We start from the raw sequence: 17,141 nt of genomic DNA, 5'->3' as shown, positions 1-17,141 counted from the left end.
ACGTGAGCGACCGCTCGCCCCGACCCGATGCGTTGGACCATGATCAACCTGCCGGCCGGAGCCAGCCGGGCATTAGCGTGAGACACGAGAGACCTCCGTGGGATCGAGGGAACCTAGACAGCTCCAACTCGACCTCGGAGGTCTCTCCTACGTCAACAACGATCCGGGTCAGTACACCTAGAGCGGGCGGGTGGCCTCTTCGAGCACCTCGAGGATGTGCCGGTACGGGCGAGCGGTGGCCCGCGTCATCCCCAGCTCGCAGGTGCGGTTCGCCGACACGTAGGCGTCGAACTCGCGCTCGCCCAGCTCTGCGGCCTCGGTTGCCGTCGCCGACGCGGTGAGCTCGGGATGCAGCAGCCCCCTGTCGCCCGCGAAGGCGCAGCATCCCCAGTCGACGGGCAGGTGCACGTCGTCGGCGACGAAGCGGGCGATCTCGTCCATGGCGGGGTTGGCGCCGAGGGTCGTCGTCGAGCAGCTGTGGTGCACCGCGATCGAGCCGAGCGGGCGTGTCACGGCCAGGCGCGGCAGGATCCGCTCCTGCACGAACTGCACCGAGTCGACGAACCGCAGCTCGTCGCCCCCTCCCGCCGCGACGGCGAGCGAGTGCATCGTCTCGAGCCCTTCGGTGCAGGATGCCGCGTCGCACACGATCGGCAGCCGCCCCGAGCCGCTCGCCGCGACGAGCGACGGCAGCACGGTCTCGGACATGTGCCGATAGCCGCCCAGGTGCCCCTTCGACTTCCACGGGGTTCCGCAGCAGAGGCTGCCCGGGCTCTCGGGGATCGCGAGGGTGATCCCGGCCCGCTCGCAGAGGCGGCGGAAGGCCTCGGCGGCGCCGAGCGAGCTCCCCTCCGGCCCGAACATGGTGCCGATGCAGGCGGCGAAGAACACGGCGTCCGCGGCGTCCGCCGGCGAGACGGCGGCCGGCGAGTCGGGTCGCGCCGCGGCATCCGACGCCGTGTCCCGCCGACGCGGGCGCGTGCCGCGCGGGCGCGCCGACCCGCCGCCCGGCAGCGCCGCGTCGTAGAGCGGAACGGTCTCGTCGCCGAGCAGCGCGCGCCCCACCCGGGTCACCCCGGTCACGAGTGGCGCCGGCACCGCCTTCGCCACGGTCAGCGCCAGGCCTCCGATCCTCGTGACGGGATTCCAGGTCTTCGCGGCCGCCTCCCACACCGCGCCCTCGACGGCGCCGCTGCTCTGCACGCGCAGGCGGCGCACGAGGTCGCCCGTGTTGATGCCGACCGGGCAGGCCACGGCGCACAGCCCGTCGACGGCGCAGGTGTCGACGCCGTCGTAGCCGTAGTCCGCGGTCAGCTCGGCGAGCAGCGCGGTGTCGCCCGCCGCCTCCGCCGTGCGCATCTCCCGGCGCACGACGATCCTCTGGCGGGGCGTGAGCGTGAGGTTCTTGCTGGGGCAGGTGGGCTCGCAGTAGCCGCATTCGACGCAGCGGTCGACCTCGGCCTCGACCGTGGGCACGGTCTTCAGGTTCTGCAGGTACGACCTCGGCTCGTCGGAGAGCACGACGCCCGGGTTGAGCAGGCCGGTCGGGTCGCACAGCCTCTTGATCTCGAGCATCGCCTCGTAGAGCTCGTCGCCGTACTGGCGGCGCACGAAGGGGGCCATGATGCGCCCGGTGCCGTGCTCGGCCTTGAGCGAGCCGCCCTGGGCGAGCACGAGCTCGACCATGTCCTCGGTGAAGCGCTCGTAGCGGTCGAGACGCCCGGGCTCGTCGAAGCGCTCGTTGAGCATGAAGTGGATGTTGCCGTCTTTCGCATGGCCGAAGATCACGCTGCCCTCGTAGCCGTGCTGCTCGAAGAGCTCGATGAGTCGCTCGCAGGTGTGCAGCAGCCGCTCGACCGGCACGACGACGTCTTCGAGCAGGGCCGTCGTGCCGGAGGGTCGGGCGCCGGCCACGGTCGTGTAGAGGCCTTTGCGCACATGCCAGAGCGCGGCCCGCTCGACGGGGTCGGTCGTGAGGGCCAGCGGCGTGCTGAGGGGCAGGGCGGCGAAGAGCTCCGCGCAGCGCTCCTGCGCCCGCGCGAGCGCCTCATCGTCGGCCGCGTGGAACTCGATGAGCAGGGCCGCGTGGCCGGTGACGTCGAGCGCCGCGAGGGGCTCGGGCGCGTCGGGCTGGCTGCGGGCGACCCGCAGCGACTGGGCGTCCATGAGCTCGATGGTCGCGAGGCCGGCGTCGACGAGAGCCGGCAGGGCCGCCGTCGCGTCGTTCAGGGTCGGGAAGACGAGCAGGCCGGTCGAGACGCACGGCAGCACCTCGACCGTGCGGAAGGTGGCCTCGGCCACGAACGCGAGGGTGCCCTCGCTGCCGATGGCCAGGTGGGCGAGCATCTGCACGGGGGAGTCGAAGTCGAGAAGCGAGTTGAGCCCGTAGCCCATCGTGTTCTTCATCGAGAACTGCGCTCGGATGCGGGCGACCGCAGCATCCGAGGCGATCACCCGTCGCCGCAGCTCGGCGAGCCCGCGATGCAGCTCCGGCTCGCGCTCGAGCAGGAGCCGGTCGGCATCCGGATGCGCGGTGTCGACGACGGTTCCGCTGGGCAGCACGAGCACGAGCGACTCGACCGTGCGGTAGCTGTTCTGCTCGATGCCGCAGGCCATGCCGCTCGAGTTGTTGGCGATGACCCCGCCGATCGTGCAGGCGATCTCGCTCGCCGGGTCGGGGCCGAGCTTGCGCCCGTGCCGTGCGAGGTGGGCGTTCGTGATGCGCACGGTGGCCCCCGGCTGCACGCGGGCCCGTGCGCCGCCGTCGAGCACGCGCACGCTGCGGAAGTTCTTGCGGGTGTCGACGAGGATGCCGCTCGAGACGCCCTGCCCCGAGAGGCTCGTGCCGCCCGAGCGGAAGGTGACGGGCCGCCCGCTCGCGTGGCTGGCGCGGAAGATCCGGGCGACGTCGTGCGCGTCGCGCGGGGTGAGCACGACCTCGGGGACGAGCAGGTAGTGCGAGGCGTCGTGGGCCATCGCGAGACGGTCGATGGCGCGCTGCGACACCGTGACGCCCTCGCCGAGCAGGGCGTGATCGAGCCGGGCGCCGGGGGCGCCGAGGGCATCGACGAGTCGCGGCGCGGACCTCTTCGTCATGCCCCGGCCCCGGCGATCGTGATCCGCAGCTCGTGCCGGCGTCGTTCGCCGGGCGCGAGCAGCGGTGCTCCGGCGTGCGGCTCGTCGCGGCCGGGCCCGAAGAGCGGCGCGGTCGCCGGCTCGAGGGCGAGGGCCCAGCGGCCGCGGGTGGGGAAGACCCATTGGTAGAGCCGTGGCAGCGTCACCGCCGACCACGCGACGTCGAGCCGCATCCCGCCGCCCGGCTGCGTGACCGAGGCGTGGGCGAAGCCCTCCGCGTCGAGGTGCGGATGCGCGTGCTCGAAGACGGCGTCGACGATCGTGTCGCACGGCGGGGGGAGCGTCGCGGCATCCGGGATCTCGACGTGCGGCTCCCGGGGCCGCGCGCTCGCGCCGGGCACCCGCACCGTCGTGCCGGGCACGACGAGCGGCGCCCCGAGGTTCAGGTGGTAGAGCAGGCTGAGGGGCGCGCCGAGGGCGCCGATGTTCTCGACGACGTCGCGCACGTGCAGCCGCGCGACCCCGTGGGCGTCCACGGCCGACTCGATCGTGCGCTCCATCCGCAGCGAGGGGCCGAAGAGCTCGATCGAGTCGATGGTCGCCTCGAGGGTCACGGCCGTCTCGCCGTCGCGAGCGCCGGTGCGGTGGCGGATGCCGGTGGCGGGCGTGTGGCTCGCGCGTCCGTGCATCCCCTCGCCACCCTGCATCCCGTCGCCCTCGCGCGCCGGGCCGATGTTGCCGAGGCCGCAGGTGGTCAGGAGCCCGCCCGTGAAGCGCCGCAGCCACTCCTCGCCGCGGGGGCTGTCGAGGGGGCGCGTGTCGGCCACCGGCGAGAACCAGGAGAGCGGGGTTCCGCGGTGGTAGGCGTCGCCGATGTCGAAGCCGCGCCCCGGGAGCACCTCGACATCGAGGCCGTCGGCGACCCGTGCGTGCAGGACGCGGGCGGGGTCCGCCGTGCCGGGGACGCCCAGGCGGTCGGTCACGGAGGCGAGCGGGGTGTCGCGGCCGTAGAGACCCCGACGCAGGAGGGCGCCGTAGTCGGTCGGAGTGCGGCCGGAGCGCGCATCGGGCTCGGGGGCGGCGACGTGGGCGGATACCGCGTCTCTCACCGGCTCGGCCACGGTCACGGCCTCGTTCCGGGCGCCGACGCGGGCGCCGGCGGCCGGGCGACGAGCACAACGCCCTCGCCTCGCAGGATGACGGCGCCGGCGGAGTGGGGGAGCACCACGGTCGCGCCCGCCTCGGCCGGGGTGCCCGCGCCGTCGGCCTCGACGACGTCCACGGCGCCCGCCACCGTGATGAGCACGGCGTAGCCGGCGGCCACCAGGGTCTCGCCGTCGACGGTGAGACGTTCGAGCTGGAAGTAGCGGTGGGCCTCGCCGGGCAGGCAGTCGCCGTCGTGCCCGGCCGGGCCGATGAGCGCGTCGATCTGCGCCCGCGTGCGCGCCCGGGTCTCGACGGCCGTGAGCGCGGCGTCGAAGCCGAGGTCGAGGTGGCCGTCGTTCTCGCCGTCGAGCTCGAAGTCGCGCCACTCGAGCAGGATCGAGAGGTCTTGCGGCTCCTGCACCTCGGCGAGCAGGATGCCCTCGCCGATCGCGTGCAGCACACCGGGCGGCACGAAGACGGTCTGGTGCGCCTCGACGGCGACCTCGTGCATGATCCCGAGCATGCCCTCGACGTCCTGTGCGTCCACGAGGGCGCGCAGCTCGGCGATGGAGACATCGCGGGTGAGGCCGAGGTGCACGGTTCCCGGGTTCAGGAGGTACCACGCCTCGGCCTTGCCGCGCGCGCTGCCCAGATGGCTGAGCGCGAACTCACGGCCCGGGTGCGCGTGGACGGGCAGGCGCTGGCCCGCGTCGAGCAGCTTGACGAGCAGCATCGTGTCGACGCCGAAGGCGTCGAGGTGCGCGTCGCCGAGCCAGGCCCGGGGGGAGCGCTCGATGGCGTCGGCGAGCAGCTCGCCGCTCTCGAGCCTGGTCTGCCCGGTCGTGCCCTGGCCGCGCACGCTCGTGGTCGAGGCCACCCAGTCCTCGGGGGTGTACTCGACGGCTGCCCCCGCGTTGCGGAAGGCCGCGATGCGGGCGCCGCCGCGGTAGAAGCGGCCGGTCGGCTGGTTGGCGGAGAGCCTGATGGGGTGCAGCGCCGCCTCAGGATGCGGCGCCGCCTCGCCCGTCGCGGTCTCGGCGGGCGCCGTCTGCGGCTGAGCCATCTCGGTCTGGTCGGTCATACGAGGCTCGCTCCCGTGGTCGTGGCGACGAGGTCGCCGAGTTCAGGCCGGAGCGCGGTGATCGTCTCCGGGGTGGTTCGTTCGCCGGCGATGATCGCGGCGGAGCAGGCGGTCGCGAGACCGCTCGCGGGCACGGGTCCGGCACCGGCCGCGATGGCGTACAGCAGGCCGGCGGTGGAGGCGTCCCCCGCCCCGTTGGTCGTGCTCTGCACGCTCACCTCGACGGGCGGACGGTGCATCCGGATGCCGGCCCACTGCTCGGCGTCGTCGGCGAGCGCCCGGCCCGCGGCTGCGAGCCGTGACGCCGACGCCGTGCGCAGCCACAGGCCCCGTGAGCCGGCGGAGATGGCGACGATCGCGGCGCCCCAGTCGAGCAGCAGCTCGGCGAGCCGGTCGACGAGCTCGTCGCTCGGCGGCTCGTCGATCCCGAGCGCCGAGGTGAGGTCGTCGAGGCTCGGGCTCACGATGTCGGTATGAGCCATCGCCGAGCGCAGGATCCGCTCCCAGTCGAGGGAGCCGGTCTCCGAGTCGCGGTCGACGACGGCGAGGTCGACGGATGTCGTGACCCCCGCCGCTCGCGCCCGGGCGAGCAGCTCGGCGAGCGGCGCCCCGCCGTTCACGAGCAGCCCGGGCAGCAGCGGCGGGTAGCCGAGGTGCAGCAGGTCGATCGCGGCGAGGTCGACGCCGGTGCCGTCGAAGCGGTGGTTGGCGCCGACGTGGTGCCAGAAGGTGCGGTCGGCGCCGGGGGTCTCGAGCACGAGACTGTACGAGGTCGAGGCTCCGGCGGCCACGAGGGGGGTTCCGGTGATCCCGGGGCGGGCGGCGAGGCGAGCGCTCACGAGCCGGCCGAGGTCGTCGTCGCCGACGGTCGTGTGAACGTGCACCGGCATCCCCAGGTCGGCGAGATCGCCGCCCGTGTTGGCGACGCATCCGCCCAGCTCCAGGCGGAGCGGGCCGACCTCGAAGAGCTTGCCGGGCTCGATCCGCGTCGACGCCTCCATTCCGGGGCTGATGTCGACGCATACATGTCCTGCGATGGCGACGCTGTGCACGCGGGTTTCCTTTCCTGGCCTTCGCCGGGGGCCGATCGCCCCGGTGTCTTGGCTAGACAACGTTGTCTTACACTCGCTATTCTGACACACGGCACGTGCTCGGGAAACATCGGGCGCTCTGGAATCCACATCGCTAGGAGTTCGCGAAAATGTCGCTCTACCGCCTCAACAGGCTCTTCAACCCCGGATCGGGGCGCGCGCTCGATGTCGCCGTCGACCACGGCCTCTTCGGGGAGCCCTCCTTCCTCACGGGCATCGAGAACATGGGGAGCGTCGTCGACGCCCTCGTGCGGGCGAATCCCGACGCGATCCAGCTCACCCTCGGCCAGGCGCGCCTGCTGCAGAGCGTGCCCGGCAAGGCGAAGCCGGCCCTCGTGCTGCGCACCGACGTCGCCAACGTCTACGGCAACCCGCTCGACGAGCACATCTTCAGCCACCACTTCCCGCAGGCGATCGAAGAGGCCGTGCGGCTCGATGCCGTCGCGGTCTGCGCGAACCTCATGCACCTGCCCGGGCGCCCGGAGATCCGCGAGGCCAACATCCGCTCGATCATGGCCCTGCGCGAGCAGGCCACGCGCTACGGGATGCCGCTCATGATCGAGCCGCTCGTGATGCAGGACAACGCGAAGGCGGGCGGCGGCTACATGGTCGACGGCGACACCGCCAAGATCGTGACCCTCGTGCGGCAGGCGAAGGAGCTCGGCGCCGACCTCATCAAGGCCGACCCCACCGACGACATCGCCGACTACCACAGGGTCATCGAGGTCGCGGGCGACGTTCCGCTGCTCGTGCGCGGCGGCGGCCGGGTCGACGACCGCACGCTGCTCGAGCGCACAGCCGCCGTGCTCGAGCAGGGCGCGAGCGGCATCGTCTACGGGCGCAACGTCGTGCAGCACTCCAAGCCCGCCGGCATCACGGCCGCGCTCATGGCCGTGCTGCACACCGGGGCCTCGGTCGACGAGGCGCTCGCGATCGTCGAAGGGAGCGCGTCATGACCGCCGCGACCGCCAAGACGGCCAGGCTTGTCAATGTCGCCATCATCGGCGGGGGCCTCATGGGCCGCGAGATCGCCGCGGCGATCCAGCGCTGGCCCGCCCTCATCGACCACCCCGTGCGCCCCCGGCTGACGGCCGTCTGCGACATCAACCCGGCCGCACTCGACTGGTTCGACGAGATCGACACCGTCGTGCTGAAGACCACCGACTACCACGAGCTGCTCGCCGACGAGGGCATCGACGTCGTCTACGTGGCCGTGCGCCACGACCTGCACGAGCAGATCTACGGCGACGTCATCCGCGCGGGCAAGAGCCTCCTCGCCGAGAAGCCGTTCGGCATCGACGGGGATGCCGCGCAGGCCGTGCTCGCCGCGATCGCCGAGCACCCGCAGAGCTTCGTGCGCTGCTCGAGCGAGATGCCCTTCTTCCCCGGCGCGCAGCTCGCGATCGACTACATCCGCTCCGGCGCGCTCGGCACGATCGTCGAGGCCCGCAACAGCTTCCTGCACTCGAGCGACCTCGATGTGAACAAGCCCGTCAACTGGAAACGGCAGAACGAGTTCTGCGGGGATGCCGGTGTGCTCAACGACCTCGGAATGCACACCTGGCACGTGCCCCTGCGGCTCGGCTGGGCCCCCGAGTCGGTCTACGGCGTGCTGCAGAACATCGTCACGGAGCGCCCCGGCCCGGACGGCGCCCTCGTGCCCTGCGACACCTGGGACAACGCCGTGCTGCACAGCTGGAGCCGTCACGACGGCGTGCTCTTCCCGCTCACGACCGAGACGAAGCGGATCGATCCCGGCCAGAAGAACACCTGGGAGTTCGAGGCGCTCGGCCTCGACGGCGGGGTGCGGTTCAGCACCAAGAACCCCAAGCTCGTCGAGGTCTTCACCGTGCGCGACATCCCGGGCGGCGGCCGCGAGCAGATCTGGCAGCAGATCGACGCCGGCAGCCAGTCGGTCTGGCCCACCGTCACGGGGCCGAACTTCGAGTCGGGCTTCTCGGACACGATCCTGCAGATGTGGGCGGCGTTCCTCGCCGAGCGCGAAGGGCTCCTGGGCGAGCGCTTCGGCACGGTCACCCCGCAGGAGGCCGCGCTCACGCATAACATCTATGCGGCGGCCATCCGCTCGCACACCACCAGGACCGCCGTCGACCTCCCGGCCGACGATCTCCCCGTCGTCACCCTCTGAGATGAGCACCCCCATGGACACGAGCCGGATCCGCTGGCCTCAGAACGTCGTCGACCGCTTCGGCGGCGAGCCTCTCGCCTACGGCGGCGACTACAACCCCGAGCAGTGGGACGAGGAGGTCTGGGCCGACGACGTGCGGCTCATGCGCGAGGCCGGGGTCAACCTCGTGACGGTCGGCGTGTTCTCGTGGTCGATGCTGCAGCCCGCGCCCGACCGCTGGGAGTTCGGCTGGCTCGACCGCATCCTCGACCTGCTGCACGAGAACGAGATCGCCGTCGACCTCGCCACGGCGACCGCGTCACCGCCGCCGTGGCTGACCACGCTGCATCCGGAGGTCTTGCCCGTCGACCGCGAGGGCCACACGATCTCGATCGGCGGGCGGCAGGCCTGGTCGCCCTCATCGCCGGTCTATCGCGAGTACTCGCTGCGGCTCGTCGAGCAGCTGGCCAACCGCTACGCGCAGCACCCCGCCCTCGCGCTGTGGCACGTCTCGAACGAGCTCGGCGGGCACAACTCCCGCTGCTACAGCGATGTGAGCGCGGCGGCCTTCCGCGAATGGCTGCGCGAGCGGTACGGAACGATCGAGGCGCTCAACGCCGCCTGGCTCACCGCGGTCTGGAGCCAGCGCTACGGCGACTGGAGCGAGATCCTGCCGCCCCGGCTCGCCTGGACGGAGCCGAACCCCGCTCAGCAGCTCGACTTCGACCGGTTCAGCTCGGCCCAGCTGCAGGCGCAGCTGCGCGCGGAGGTCGGGGTGCTGCGGCGGATCACGCCCGAGGTGCCGATCACCACGAACTTCATCCTCTTCGACGTCGCCAAGAACATGGACTACACGGCGTGGTCGAGCGAGATCGACATCGTCTCCAACGACCACTACCTGAGCCTCGGCGCCGATCCCCAGATCGAGCTCGCCTGGTCGGCCGACCGCACGCGCGGCATGTCGCCGGGCCGCCCGTGGATGCTCATGGAGACCTCGCCGAGCGCCGTCAGCTGGCGCCCGGTCAACACGGCGAAGACGCGTGGGCAGCTGCGCCGCAACGCCCTCGCCCACGTCGCTCGTGGCTCCGACACCGTGTGCTTCTTCCAGTGGCGGGCTGCCCGAGGCGGCGCGGAGCGGTTCCACTCGGCCATGCTCCCGCACGCCGGCAGCGGCAGCAGGCTCTTCCACGAGGTGACGGCGCTCGGCGCCGACCTCCGCGCGCTCGGCGAGCTGGCCGGCAGCACGGTCACCGCCGACTGCGCGCTCATCTTCTCGGAGGAGGCCTGGTGGGCGAGCGAGCTCGACTCGCACCCGCACAACGGCCTCTCGTACCCCGAGACCTCACTCGCCTGGTACCGGGCCCTGTGGAAGCAGCACCTCACGGTCGACGTCGTCTCGCCGCTCGCCGATCTGAGCGGGTACACGCTCATCGTCGTGCCGCTCCTGCATCTCGTGACCGACGAGGCCGTCGAGAGGCTGCGCCGCGCGGCCGAGAACGGCGCCCAGGTGGTCATCACCTACTTCTCGGGCATCGTCGACGAGCACGACCAGGTGCGCCTCGGCGGCTATCCGGGCGCCTTCCGCGAGCTGCTCGGCCTGCACGTCGAGGAGTTCGCACCCCTGATGGACGGCGACTCGGTGGATGTCGCGGGCCCCGGCTGGGCGTCGACCGCGACCAGGTGGCACGAGGAGGTCTTCCTCGACGACGCCGAGGCGGTCGCGAGCTACTCCTCCGGCGAGTTCGCGGGCGAGCCGGCCGTCACCCGCGTGGGCCGCGGCGAGGGCGGCGCCTGGTACGTGAGCGCAGGCCTCGACGACGCGGGCGTCTGTGCCGTCGTGCGGGCGGCCGCGGATGCCGCGGGCGTCGAGCCCGAGATCGAGGCGCCCGAAGGGGTCGAGGCCGTCGTCCGGCGGTCCGGCTCGGCCGAGTACGCCTTCCTCATCAACCACACCGCCGCGGATGCCGTGGTCGGCTACGAGGGAACGGACCTGCTCGACGGCTCGGTGCACGAGCACGCCGTCACCGTGCCCGCGGCCGGGGTGCGGGTCATCCGCCGCGCGAGCTGACCCTGGGCGGCGCCGGAGTGACCGCCGACGCCGATCGGCCCATCTCAAACTCAAAACGACGGAGATTTCCGGGAAAAAGGCGAGTAAGAGGGATGTTGAGCGCTCACAAAGCGCAAAAGTCCGTCGTTTTGAGTAGGGCCTTGTGCTGCGTCGGATAGCCTCGCCGGGCGATGCATGCCGCGTCCGAAATGATATTTCCGGATGGACTGGAATTGTGGGACAACGTTGTCTAGACTAATCGAGAACCCGGTTCGCGGGACTTGTACCTGAGTGCTCCGCTCGGCGGAGCAGTTCAATGAGGAACCAAGAGGACACATGAGAATCCAACGCAGCAAGAAACGCGTCGCGGCCGTCGGTGCCGCGATCGTGGTCAGCGCACTGGCCCTGGCCGGATGCTCCACGAACCCCGGCGAGAGCGGCGGCAGCAGCGACGGCGCGCCCGTCGAGCTCAGCTTCTGGGGCTGGGCGGCCGGCTACGGCGACTCCGTGGAGTTGTGGAACGAGTCGCACCCCGACATCCAGGTCACCTACGAAGACGGCTCGAACTACGACAAGCTCCTGAACGCGGCCAACGCCGGCACGGCGCCGTGCCTGGCGCAGATCGGCTACGAGACGTTCCAGACGTTCCTCGCCGCCGATGCGCTGCAGAACATCAACGACTACGTCGCAGACTCGCGCGGAGACTTCGCCGACTGGGTCTGGGAGAACGTCGGCATCAACGGGGATGTCTACGGCGTGCCCGTCGACACCGCCCCCATGGGCACCTTCTACCGCAAGGACCTCTTCGAGAAGGCCGGCATCGCCGTTCCGACGACCTGGGAGGAGTTCACCGAGGCCGCCAAGCAGATCGTCGCCTACGACCCGAACGCCCGGATCATGAACCTGCCGACCGACGCCTACCTCTACTCGGGCTTCGCCTGGCAGGCCGAGGCGTCCTGGTTCGGCACCGACGACGACGCCTGGACGGTCGGGATCGACGACGCCGCCAACCAGGAGGTCGGCGCGTACTGGCAGGGGCTCAAAGACGCCGACCTCGTGACGGCGTACCCCTCCTTCGACGCCGCGCTCTACTCGGCGTGGAGCAACGGCCAGGTCTGGGCCGAGGTCGGGCCGGTCTGGTCGGCCTCGCTCATCCGCGACAACTCGGCGGCCTCGTCGGGCTCGTGGGCCGTCGCCCCGATGCCCCGCTGGGGAACGGACGACCTCGTCGGCAACTCCGGCGGTTCGTCGACCGCAGTCATGAAGGACTGCGAACACCCGAAGGAGGCGACCGAGTTCGCGCTCTGGATGTCGACCAACGAGGATTCCGTGTCGAACCTGATCGAGGCCGCGGCGATCCTGCCCGCGTCGAACCAGGGCCTCGAGAACCCCGCCCTCGACGAGCCGGTCGAGTACTACGGCGGGCAGCCGATCTACCAGGTGTTCCGTGACGAGGCCGCCAAGGTCGCCCCGGGCTGGCAGTGGGGCCCGGTCATGTCGGTGACCGCGCCGAGCATCGCCGACGGCCTCGGCAAGGTCGCCGCAGGAAGCGGCACCTACGCCGACGCCCTGGCGGGCGCGCAGGCGGCGAGCGTCGACGCGTTGAAGTCCCAGGGCTTCGCGGTCGCAGAATAGTCGAGTGCCCGGGAGCAGGCATGCGGCCTGCTCCCGGGCATCCCCTCCCACCACGGCGATCCGTGTCCCTGTCGACGACGAGAGAGAACATGCACAACGCGTCCACCATCCGGCGGTCCAGCACCCGCCGCCGGAACCTCCTGAGGGCGGCACCCTTCGTCCTGCCCTTCCTCCTGCTGTTCATCGTCATCTACCTGATCCCGACGGTGTACTCGGTGGTGCAGAGCTTCTTCGGCGCCCACCGCGAGGGCCTCGGCCTCGGCGGCGCGCAGCTGGGCTTCGTCGGCTTCGACAACTATGTGCGGGCGTTCACCGATCCCGCCTTCATCGCCTCGCTCGGGCGGGTCTTCTTCATCGGCATCATCCAGGTGCCGCTCATGCTCGTGATCGCCCTCGGTCTCGCGCTGCTGCTCGACTCGCGGGTGGCGATCGCCAAGCGGTTCTTCCGCCTCGGCTACTTCGTGCCCTACGGCCTCCCCGGCGTGATCGCGGCCCTCGTCTGGTCGTTCCTCTACGCCCCGACGCTGAGCCCCGTCGTGCAGTTCGCGGCGGGCCTGGGCATCGACATCTCCTTCGTCTCCGATGCGATGCTCCCGTTCTCGATCGCGAACATCATGACCTGGGCCTGGACCGGCTACAACATGGTGCTGCTCTACTCGGCGCTCCAGTCGATCCCCAACGAGGTCATGGAGGCCGCGGCGATCGACGGATGCTCCGGCTGGCGTGCCGCCCTGCGCATCAAGGTCCCGCTCATCCGCCCGGCCCTGCTGTTGACCCTCGTGTTCTCGATCATCGGCACGGCGCAGCTGTTCAACGAGCCGGTGACGATGCGGTCGATCGCACCGAACCTGCCCTCCGACTACACGCCGATCATGATGGCCGTCAAATGGCTCTCGGCGAACGACTTCAACTATGCGGCGACGCTCTCCGTCATCCTCGGCGCGATCGTCTGCCTGCTCTCCGTGTTCGTGTTCCGTGCCTCTGCGAAGCGAGTCGACTGATGCCCACCCCGACCTCCACGATCGCGACCGATCCCGCCGAGACATCCATACGAGCGGATGCCGCGACCACGCGCACGGCGCCCGACTCCCGCAAGGGCGGCGGCCGGGTCGGTCGCGGCTACAGCGCCTTCGAACGGGTGAGCCCGGCGTCGCGCCTCCTCGTGCTCGCCGTGATGATCATCTTCGCCGTCTACTCGCTGCTGCCCGTGTGGTGGCTCGTGGTGAGCGCCACGAAGCCGGGTGGCGAGCTCTTCACCGGCAACGGCTTCTGGTTCGGCGACAGCTTCGACCTCGTCGAGAACATCGGCACCCTGTTCACGACGCAAGACGGCATCTTCTCCCGCTGGCTGCTGAACTCGCTCCTGTACGCCGGGGTGGGTGGTGCCGTGTCCACCCTGCTGTCGGTCATGTGCGGGTACGCCCTCGCGAAGTTCGACTTCCCCGGGCGCGAGGCCGTGTTCGGCACCGTGCTCGCCGCCGTGCTGCTGCCGGCGCCCATCCTCGCCGTGCCGCTGTACCTGCTCTTCAGCTCGACCGGTGTCATCAACACCTTCTGGGCGGTGTTCATCCCGAGCATCGTGAGCCCGTTCGGCGTCTACCTCGCGCGGATCTACGCGGCCTCCTCGGTGCCCGACTCCCTCATCGAGGCTGGGCGCATCGACGGGGCACGGGAGTTCCGCATCTTCGCGATGGGCACGCGGATCATGGCGCCCGCGATGGTGACGATCTTCCTCTTCCAGTTCGTCGCCATCTGGACCAACTACCTGCTGCCGTCGCTCATGCTCGCGGGCAACGCCCTGCAGCCGGTGACGGTCGGGCTGATCAACTGGCGCGACATGGACGGCTTCCCGGTCTCCTACATCACTGTCGTGACGGGGGCCCTGGTCTCGGTCGTGCCGATCGTGATCATGTTCCTGTCGCTGCAGGGCTTCTGGAGCAAGGGGCTCACGGCCGGCTCGGAGAAGTAGCGCCGCAGGAGCCGGGGCGCTCTAGCGAGCCCGCTCCGAGCCGCGGAGGATGAGGTCGGCCGAGAGCACGTGCTCGGCGAAGGGCGCGTCGGTGCCTCGCAGGCGCGCGAGCAGCAGCACCGCGGCATCCTTGCCCATGCGCTCCATGTCGGGGCCGACGACGGAGACGGGGGGCGAGCTCAGAGGCGCCGCCTCGAAGTCGTCGAAGCCGATCAGCGGCAGGTGGCGGTCGTGGGCGTTGAAGGAGAGCAGCGCGCCGATCGACGCGCGGTTGTTCGCGGCGAACACCGCGTCGGCGGTTCCGTCGGCGAGGATCGCGTCGACGGCGATCGTGGCCTGCTCGCTGGAGTGGGCCGTGTCGAAGCGCAGCCGCGGGTCGGGCTCGAGGCCGCGCTCGATGAGCGCCTGCTCGTAGCCGCGGTAGCGCTCGCGGATGGTGAAGATCTCGAGGGAGTCGCCGACGAACGCGACGTTCTTCGCGCCCGTGTCGAGCAGCGCCTTCGTGGCGGTGGCTGCGCCCTCCACATTCTGGGTGAGCACGGTGTCGGCGGCCACGTGGCTGCCCGGGCGGTCGAGGAACACGATCGGCGGGATGGGCGGGGGGATGGACGCCCAGTCGCGGCCGGCGTGCTGCGGAGGCACGATGATGAGGCCGTCGACCCGCTGCTCGATGAGCCGGTCGACGAGCCGGTCGTGACGGCCGCCGTCCTCCTCCGAGCTCGCGACGATGAGCATGTAGCCGGCCTGGCCGAGCTCCTCCTCGATCGCGCGCGCGAGCACCGAGTAGTAGGGGTTCGCGAGGTCGCTGACGATGAGGCCGACCATCTTGCTCGTCCAGCCCGGGCGGATGCTCGCGGCGGCGAGATTGCGGCGGTAGCCCAGCTCCTCGATCGCGGCGGCGATCCGGTCGGAGAGGACGGGATCGATGTTCGTCGCCCCGTTGACGTAGCGGGACACCGTCTTGAGCGCGACCTGCGCCACTCGGGCCACATCGTTCATCGTGGGGCTGTGAGACATCGTTCTCCCTCTGCTGGGACTCACCATCCTACCGACGGCCTCGACGCGGCGAACGCAGGGGTCAGGCCCGGTCGAGCCACTCCACGAGGTTCGCGACGGTGCCCCCGTAGAAGGCGCGGTACGAGCTCTGCGTCACGAAACCGATGTGGCCCGTCGCCACGACGTCGTCGAGGGTTCGGAAGGGATGTCCCGCGGGCAGCGGCTCGGTGTCGTAGACGTCGAGCGCCGCACCGGCGATCGCCCGGCGCTCGAGCACCTCGATGAGCGCGGCCTCGTCGACGAGCGGACCACGCGAGGTGTTCACCAGGTAGGCGGTCGGTTTCATCGACTCCAGCTCCGTGCGCCCGACGATGCCGCGCGTGCTCTCGGCGAGCACGAGATGGATGCTCACGACGTCGCTCTCACGGAACAGGGTCGCCTTGTCGACGAACCGGGCGCCGCGCTCGCGGGCGGCCTGCTCGTCGAGGTGCGGGCTCCAGGCGATGACCTCCATGCCGAAGGCGTTCGCGACGGCCGCCATCTGCCCGCCGATCCGGCCGAGCCCCAGGAGCCCGATCGTCGATCCCGCCAGATCGCCGCCCACGGTCTGCTGCCAGCCGCCGGCCCGCAGGCTGCCGAGCTCGACGGGGAGCCTCCGCACGGCGGCGAGCAGCAGCGCCCAGCTCAGCTCGAGAGGGCCCTGCCCCGCCGCCCCGGTGTTCGCGACCTCGATGCCGAGCCCGGCTGCCGCCGCGAGGTCGATCGAGGCGTTGCTGCGGCCCGTCGAGCAGATCAGGCGCAGCCGCGGCAGTCTCTCCAGCACCCGCCGGGGGAGCGGGGTGCGCTCGCGCATCACGCAGACGGCGTCGAAACCCTGCAGTGCGGCGACGAGCTCGTGCTCGTCGCCGATGTGCCGGTTCAGCACGGTGACGGCGGCTCGGCCGTCGAGGGGGGACCAGTCGGCGCTCGTGAGCGCGACATCCTGATAGTCGTCGAGCACGGCGACCGCGAACTCCTCCGGACGATCCACGACGGGCTCCCTTCCGACGGCCGAGCCGGCGATTGAACTCTGTGCGTCCAAACTACTCGCGCTCTCGCCCGCCGACCGCCCCTCGCTAGGCTCGAGAGGTGACTACCGCCGTGAACCCCGCAGAACTGCTCGCCATCGCAACGACGATCGCACGGGAGGCGGGTGCCCTCGTGAGGCGGCGGCGCGACGAGGGGGTCGAGGTCGCGGCATCCAAGTCGTCGCCGGAGGACGTCGTGACCTTCGCCGATCGCGAATCGGAAGACCTGATCAGGGCCCGCCTCGCGCAGCTGCGCCCCCACGACGGCTTTCTCGGCGAGGAGTCGGAGGCCACGGGCGGCACGAGCGGCCTCACCTGGGTCGTCGACCCCATCGACGGCACCGTCAACTACCTCTACGACATCCCGGCCTACGCCGTGAGCATCGCCGTCGTCGAGGGCGAGCCCGACCCGGCGAGCTGGACGGCGCTCGCCGGCGCCGTCTACAACCCGGTGCTCGACGAGATGTTCTCGGCGAGCCGGGGCGGCGGGGCTTTCCTCGGCGACCGGCCGCTGCGTGTGTCCGAGCGATCCGAGCTGTCGCTCGCGCTCGTCGGCACCGGTTTCGGCTACAGCGCCGAGAAGCGCACCCGGCAGGCGGAGGTCGTCGAGGGACTCATCTCCCAGGTGCGCGACATCCGTCGTATCGGCTCGGCGGCGCTCGACCTCTGCTCGCTCGCCGCAGGCCGGCTCGACGCGTATTACGAGAGCGGGCTCAACCCCTGGGACATCGCGGCGGGGGCCCTCATCGCGAGCGAGGCGGGCGCCCGGATCACCGGTTTTCAGGGTCGGCCGGCCGGAAAAGAGCTGCTGCTCGGGGCGGGCCCCGGCGTCTTCGATGAGCTCGAGCGGGCTCTCGTCGAGCTCGGCGTTGTGCCCCGATAGGGGAGCTCCCATGGCGTTTTCAG

At 71.1% G+C, this 17,141-nt stretch carries 13 protein-coding genes; 7 read left to right on the top strand and 6 right to left on the bottom strand.

The genetic code is table 11. The features are described 5' to 3' along the window. Nucleotides 1-177 precede the first annotated feature (177 nt). Genes CLV54_RS15585 through CLV54_RS15570 form a run of 4 tightly spaced genes read right to left on the bottom strand, consistent with a single transcriptional unit; the run spans nucleotide 178 to nucleotide 6,354 of the window. A complete protein-coding gene (locus CLV54_RS15585; RefSeq protein ID WP_100345886.1) occupies nucleotides 178-3,096 on the bottom strand; it encodes an FAD-binding and (Fe-S)-binding domain-containing protein in 2,919 nt (972 codons plus the stop codon). Then, nucleotides 3,093-4,196 (bottom strand): DUF4432 family protein, encoded by a 1,104-nt coding sequence (locus CLV54_RS15580; RefSeq protein ID WP_157803022.1) that lies wholly within the window; start codon nucleotides 4,194-4,196, stop codon nucleotides 3,093-3,095. Before CLV54_RS15580 ends, CLV54_RS15585 begins: the two co-directional genes overlap by 4 nt. Nucleotides 4,197-4,198: 2 nt before the next feature. Next, on the bottom strand, nucleotides 4,199-5,302 hold the full coding sequence (locus tag CLV54_RS15575) for a class I mannose-6-phosphate isomerase (protein WP_157803021.1): 1,104 nt from the start codon (nucleotides 5,300-5,302) through the stop codon (nucleotides 4,199-4,201). Beyond that, nucleotides 5,299-6,354 (bottom strand): carbohydrate kinase family protein, encoded by a 1,056-nt coding sequence (locus tag CLV54_RS15570; RefSeq protein WP_157803020.1) that lies wholly within the window; start codon nucleotides 6,352-6,354, stop codon nucleotides 5,299-5,301. Before CLV54_RS15570 ends, CLV54_RS15575 begins: the two co-directional genes overlap by 4 nt. A gap of 149 nt (nucleotides 6,355-6,503) precedes the next feature. Between CLV54_RS15570 and CLV54_RS15565 the strand changes: the two genes are divergently transcribed. From CLV54_RS15565 to CLV54_RS15540, 6 genes are all read left to right on the top strand, one after another. Next, a complete protein-coding gene (locus CLV54_RS15565) occupies nucleotides 6,504-7,349 on the top strand; it encodes a class I fructose-bisphosphate aldolase (protein ID WP_100345883.1) in 846 nt (281 codons plus the stop codon). Next, nucleotides 7,346-8,542 carry a Gfo/Idh/MocA family protein gene (locus CLV54_RS15560; protein ID WP_100345882.1) on the top strand — a complete coding sequence of 399 codons (1,197 nt, stop codon included), beginning with the start codon at nucleotides 7,346-7,348 and terminating at the stop codon, nucleotides 8,540-8,542. The genes CLV54_RS15565 and CLV54_RS15560 overlap by 4 nt, the downstream gene beginning before the upstream one ends. Nucleotide 8,543: 1 nt before the next feature. Further along, complete coding sequence (locus CLV54_RS15555; protein ID WP_245861769.1) at nucleotides 8,544-10,589, top strand: beta-galactosidase; 2,046 nt, start codon at nucleotides 8,544-8,546, stop codon at nucleotides 10,587-10,589. A gap of 315 nt (nucleotides 10,590-10,904) precedes the next feature. Then, on the top strand, nucleotides 10,905-12,203 hold the full coding sequence (locus CLV54_RS15550) for an ABC transporter substrate-binding protein (RefSeq protein WP_100345881.1): 1,299 nt from the start codon (nucleotides 10,905-10,907) through the stop codon (nucleotides 12,201-12,203). 89 nt (nucleotides 12,204-12,292) lie between these two features. After that, nucleotides 12,293-13,204, top strand: coding sequence for a carbohydrate ABC transporter permease (locus tag CLV54_RS15545; protein ID WP_100345880.1), 912 nt, complete (start codon nucleotides 12,293-12,295; stop codon nucleotides 13,202-13,204). After that, nucleotides 13,204-14,172, top strand: coding sequence for a carbohydrate ABC transporter permease (locus CLV54_RS15540; protein WP_100345879.1), 969 nt, complete (start codon nucleotides 13,204-13,206; stop codon nucleotides 14,170-14,172). The genes CLV54_RS15545 and CLV54_RS15540 overlap by 1 nt, the downstream gene beginning before the upstream one ends. 21 nt (nucleotides 14,173-14,193) lie before the next feature. Here CLV54_RS15540 and CLV54_RS15535 read toward each other — a convergent pair whose 3' ends face one another. Both CLV54_RS15535 and CLV54_RS15530 read right to left on the bottom strand, forming a co-directional pair. Next, nucleotides 14,194-15,189 carry a LacI family DNA-binding transcriptional regulator gene (locus tag CLV54_RS15535; RefSeq protein WP_100345878.1) on the bottom strand — a complete coding sequence of 332 codons (996 nt, stop codon included), beginning with the start codon at nucleotides 15,187-15,189 and terminating at the stop codon, nucleotides 14,194-14,196. A gap of 61 nt (nucleotides 15,190-15,250) precedes the next feature. Continuing rightward, the gene (locus CLV54_RS15530) at nucleotides 15,251-16,198 is read right to left on the bottom strand and encodes a D-2-hydroxyacid dehydrogenase family protein (protein WP_100345877.1); all 948 of its coding nucleotides are present in this window, start codon (nucleotides 16,196-16,198) and stop codon (nucleotides 15,251-15,253) included. Nucleotides 16,199-16,296: 98 nt separating this feature from the next. On the opposite strand from CLV54_RS15530, the gene CLV54_RS15525 reads away from it, so the two are divergent. Next, nucleotides 16,297-17,118 carry an inositol monophosphatase family protein gene (locus CLV54_RS15525; protein ID WP_170062013.1) on the top strand — a complete coding sequence of 274 codons (822 nt, stop codon included), beginning with the start codon at nucleotides 16,297-16,299 and terminating at the stop codon, nucleotides 17,116-17,118. Nucleotides 17,119-17,141: the final 23 nt, after the last annotated feature.

It is taken from the genome of Compostimonas suwonensis, from assembly GCF_002797855.1.
Classification (GTDB): domain Bacteria; phylum Actinomycetota; class Actinomycetes; order Actinomycetales; family Microbacteriaceae; genus Compostimonas; species Compostimonas suwonensis.
Note: the sequence above shows the minus strand (reverse complement) of the source record. Positions and strands in the feature narration are given on the sequence as shown.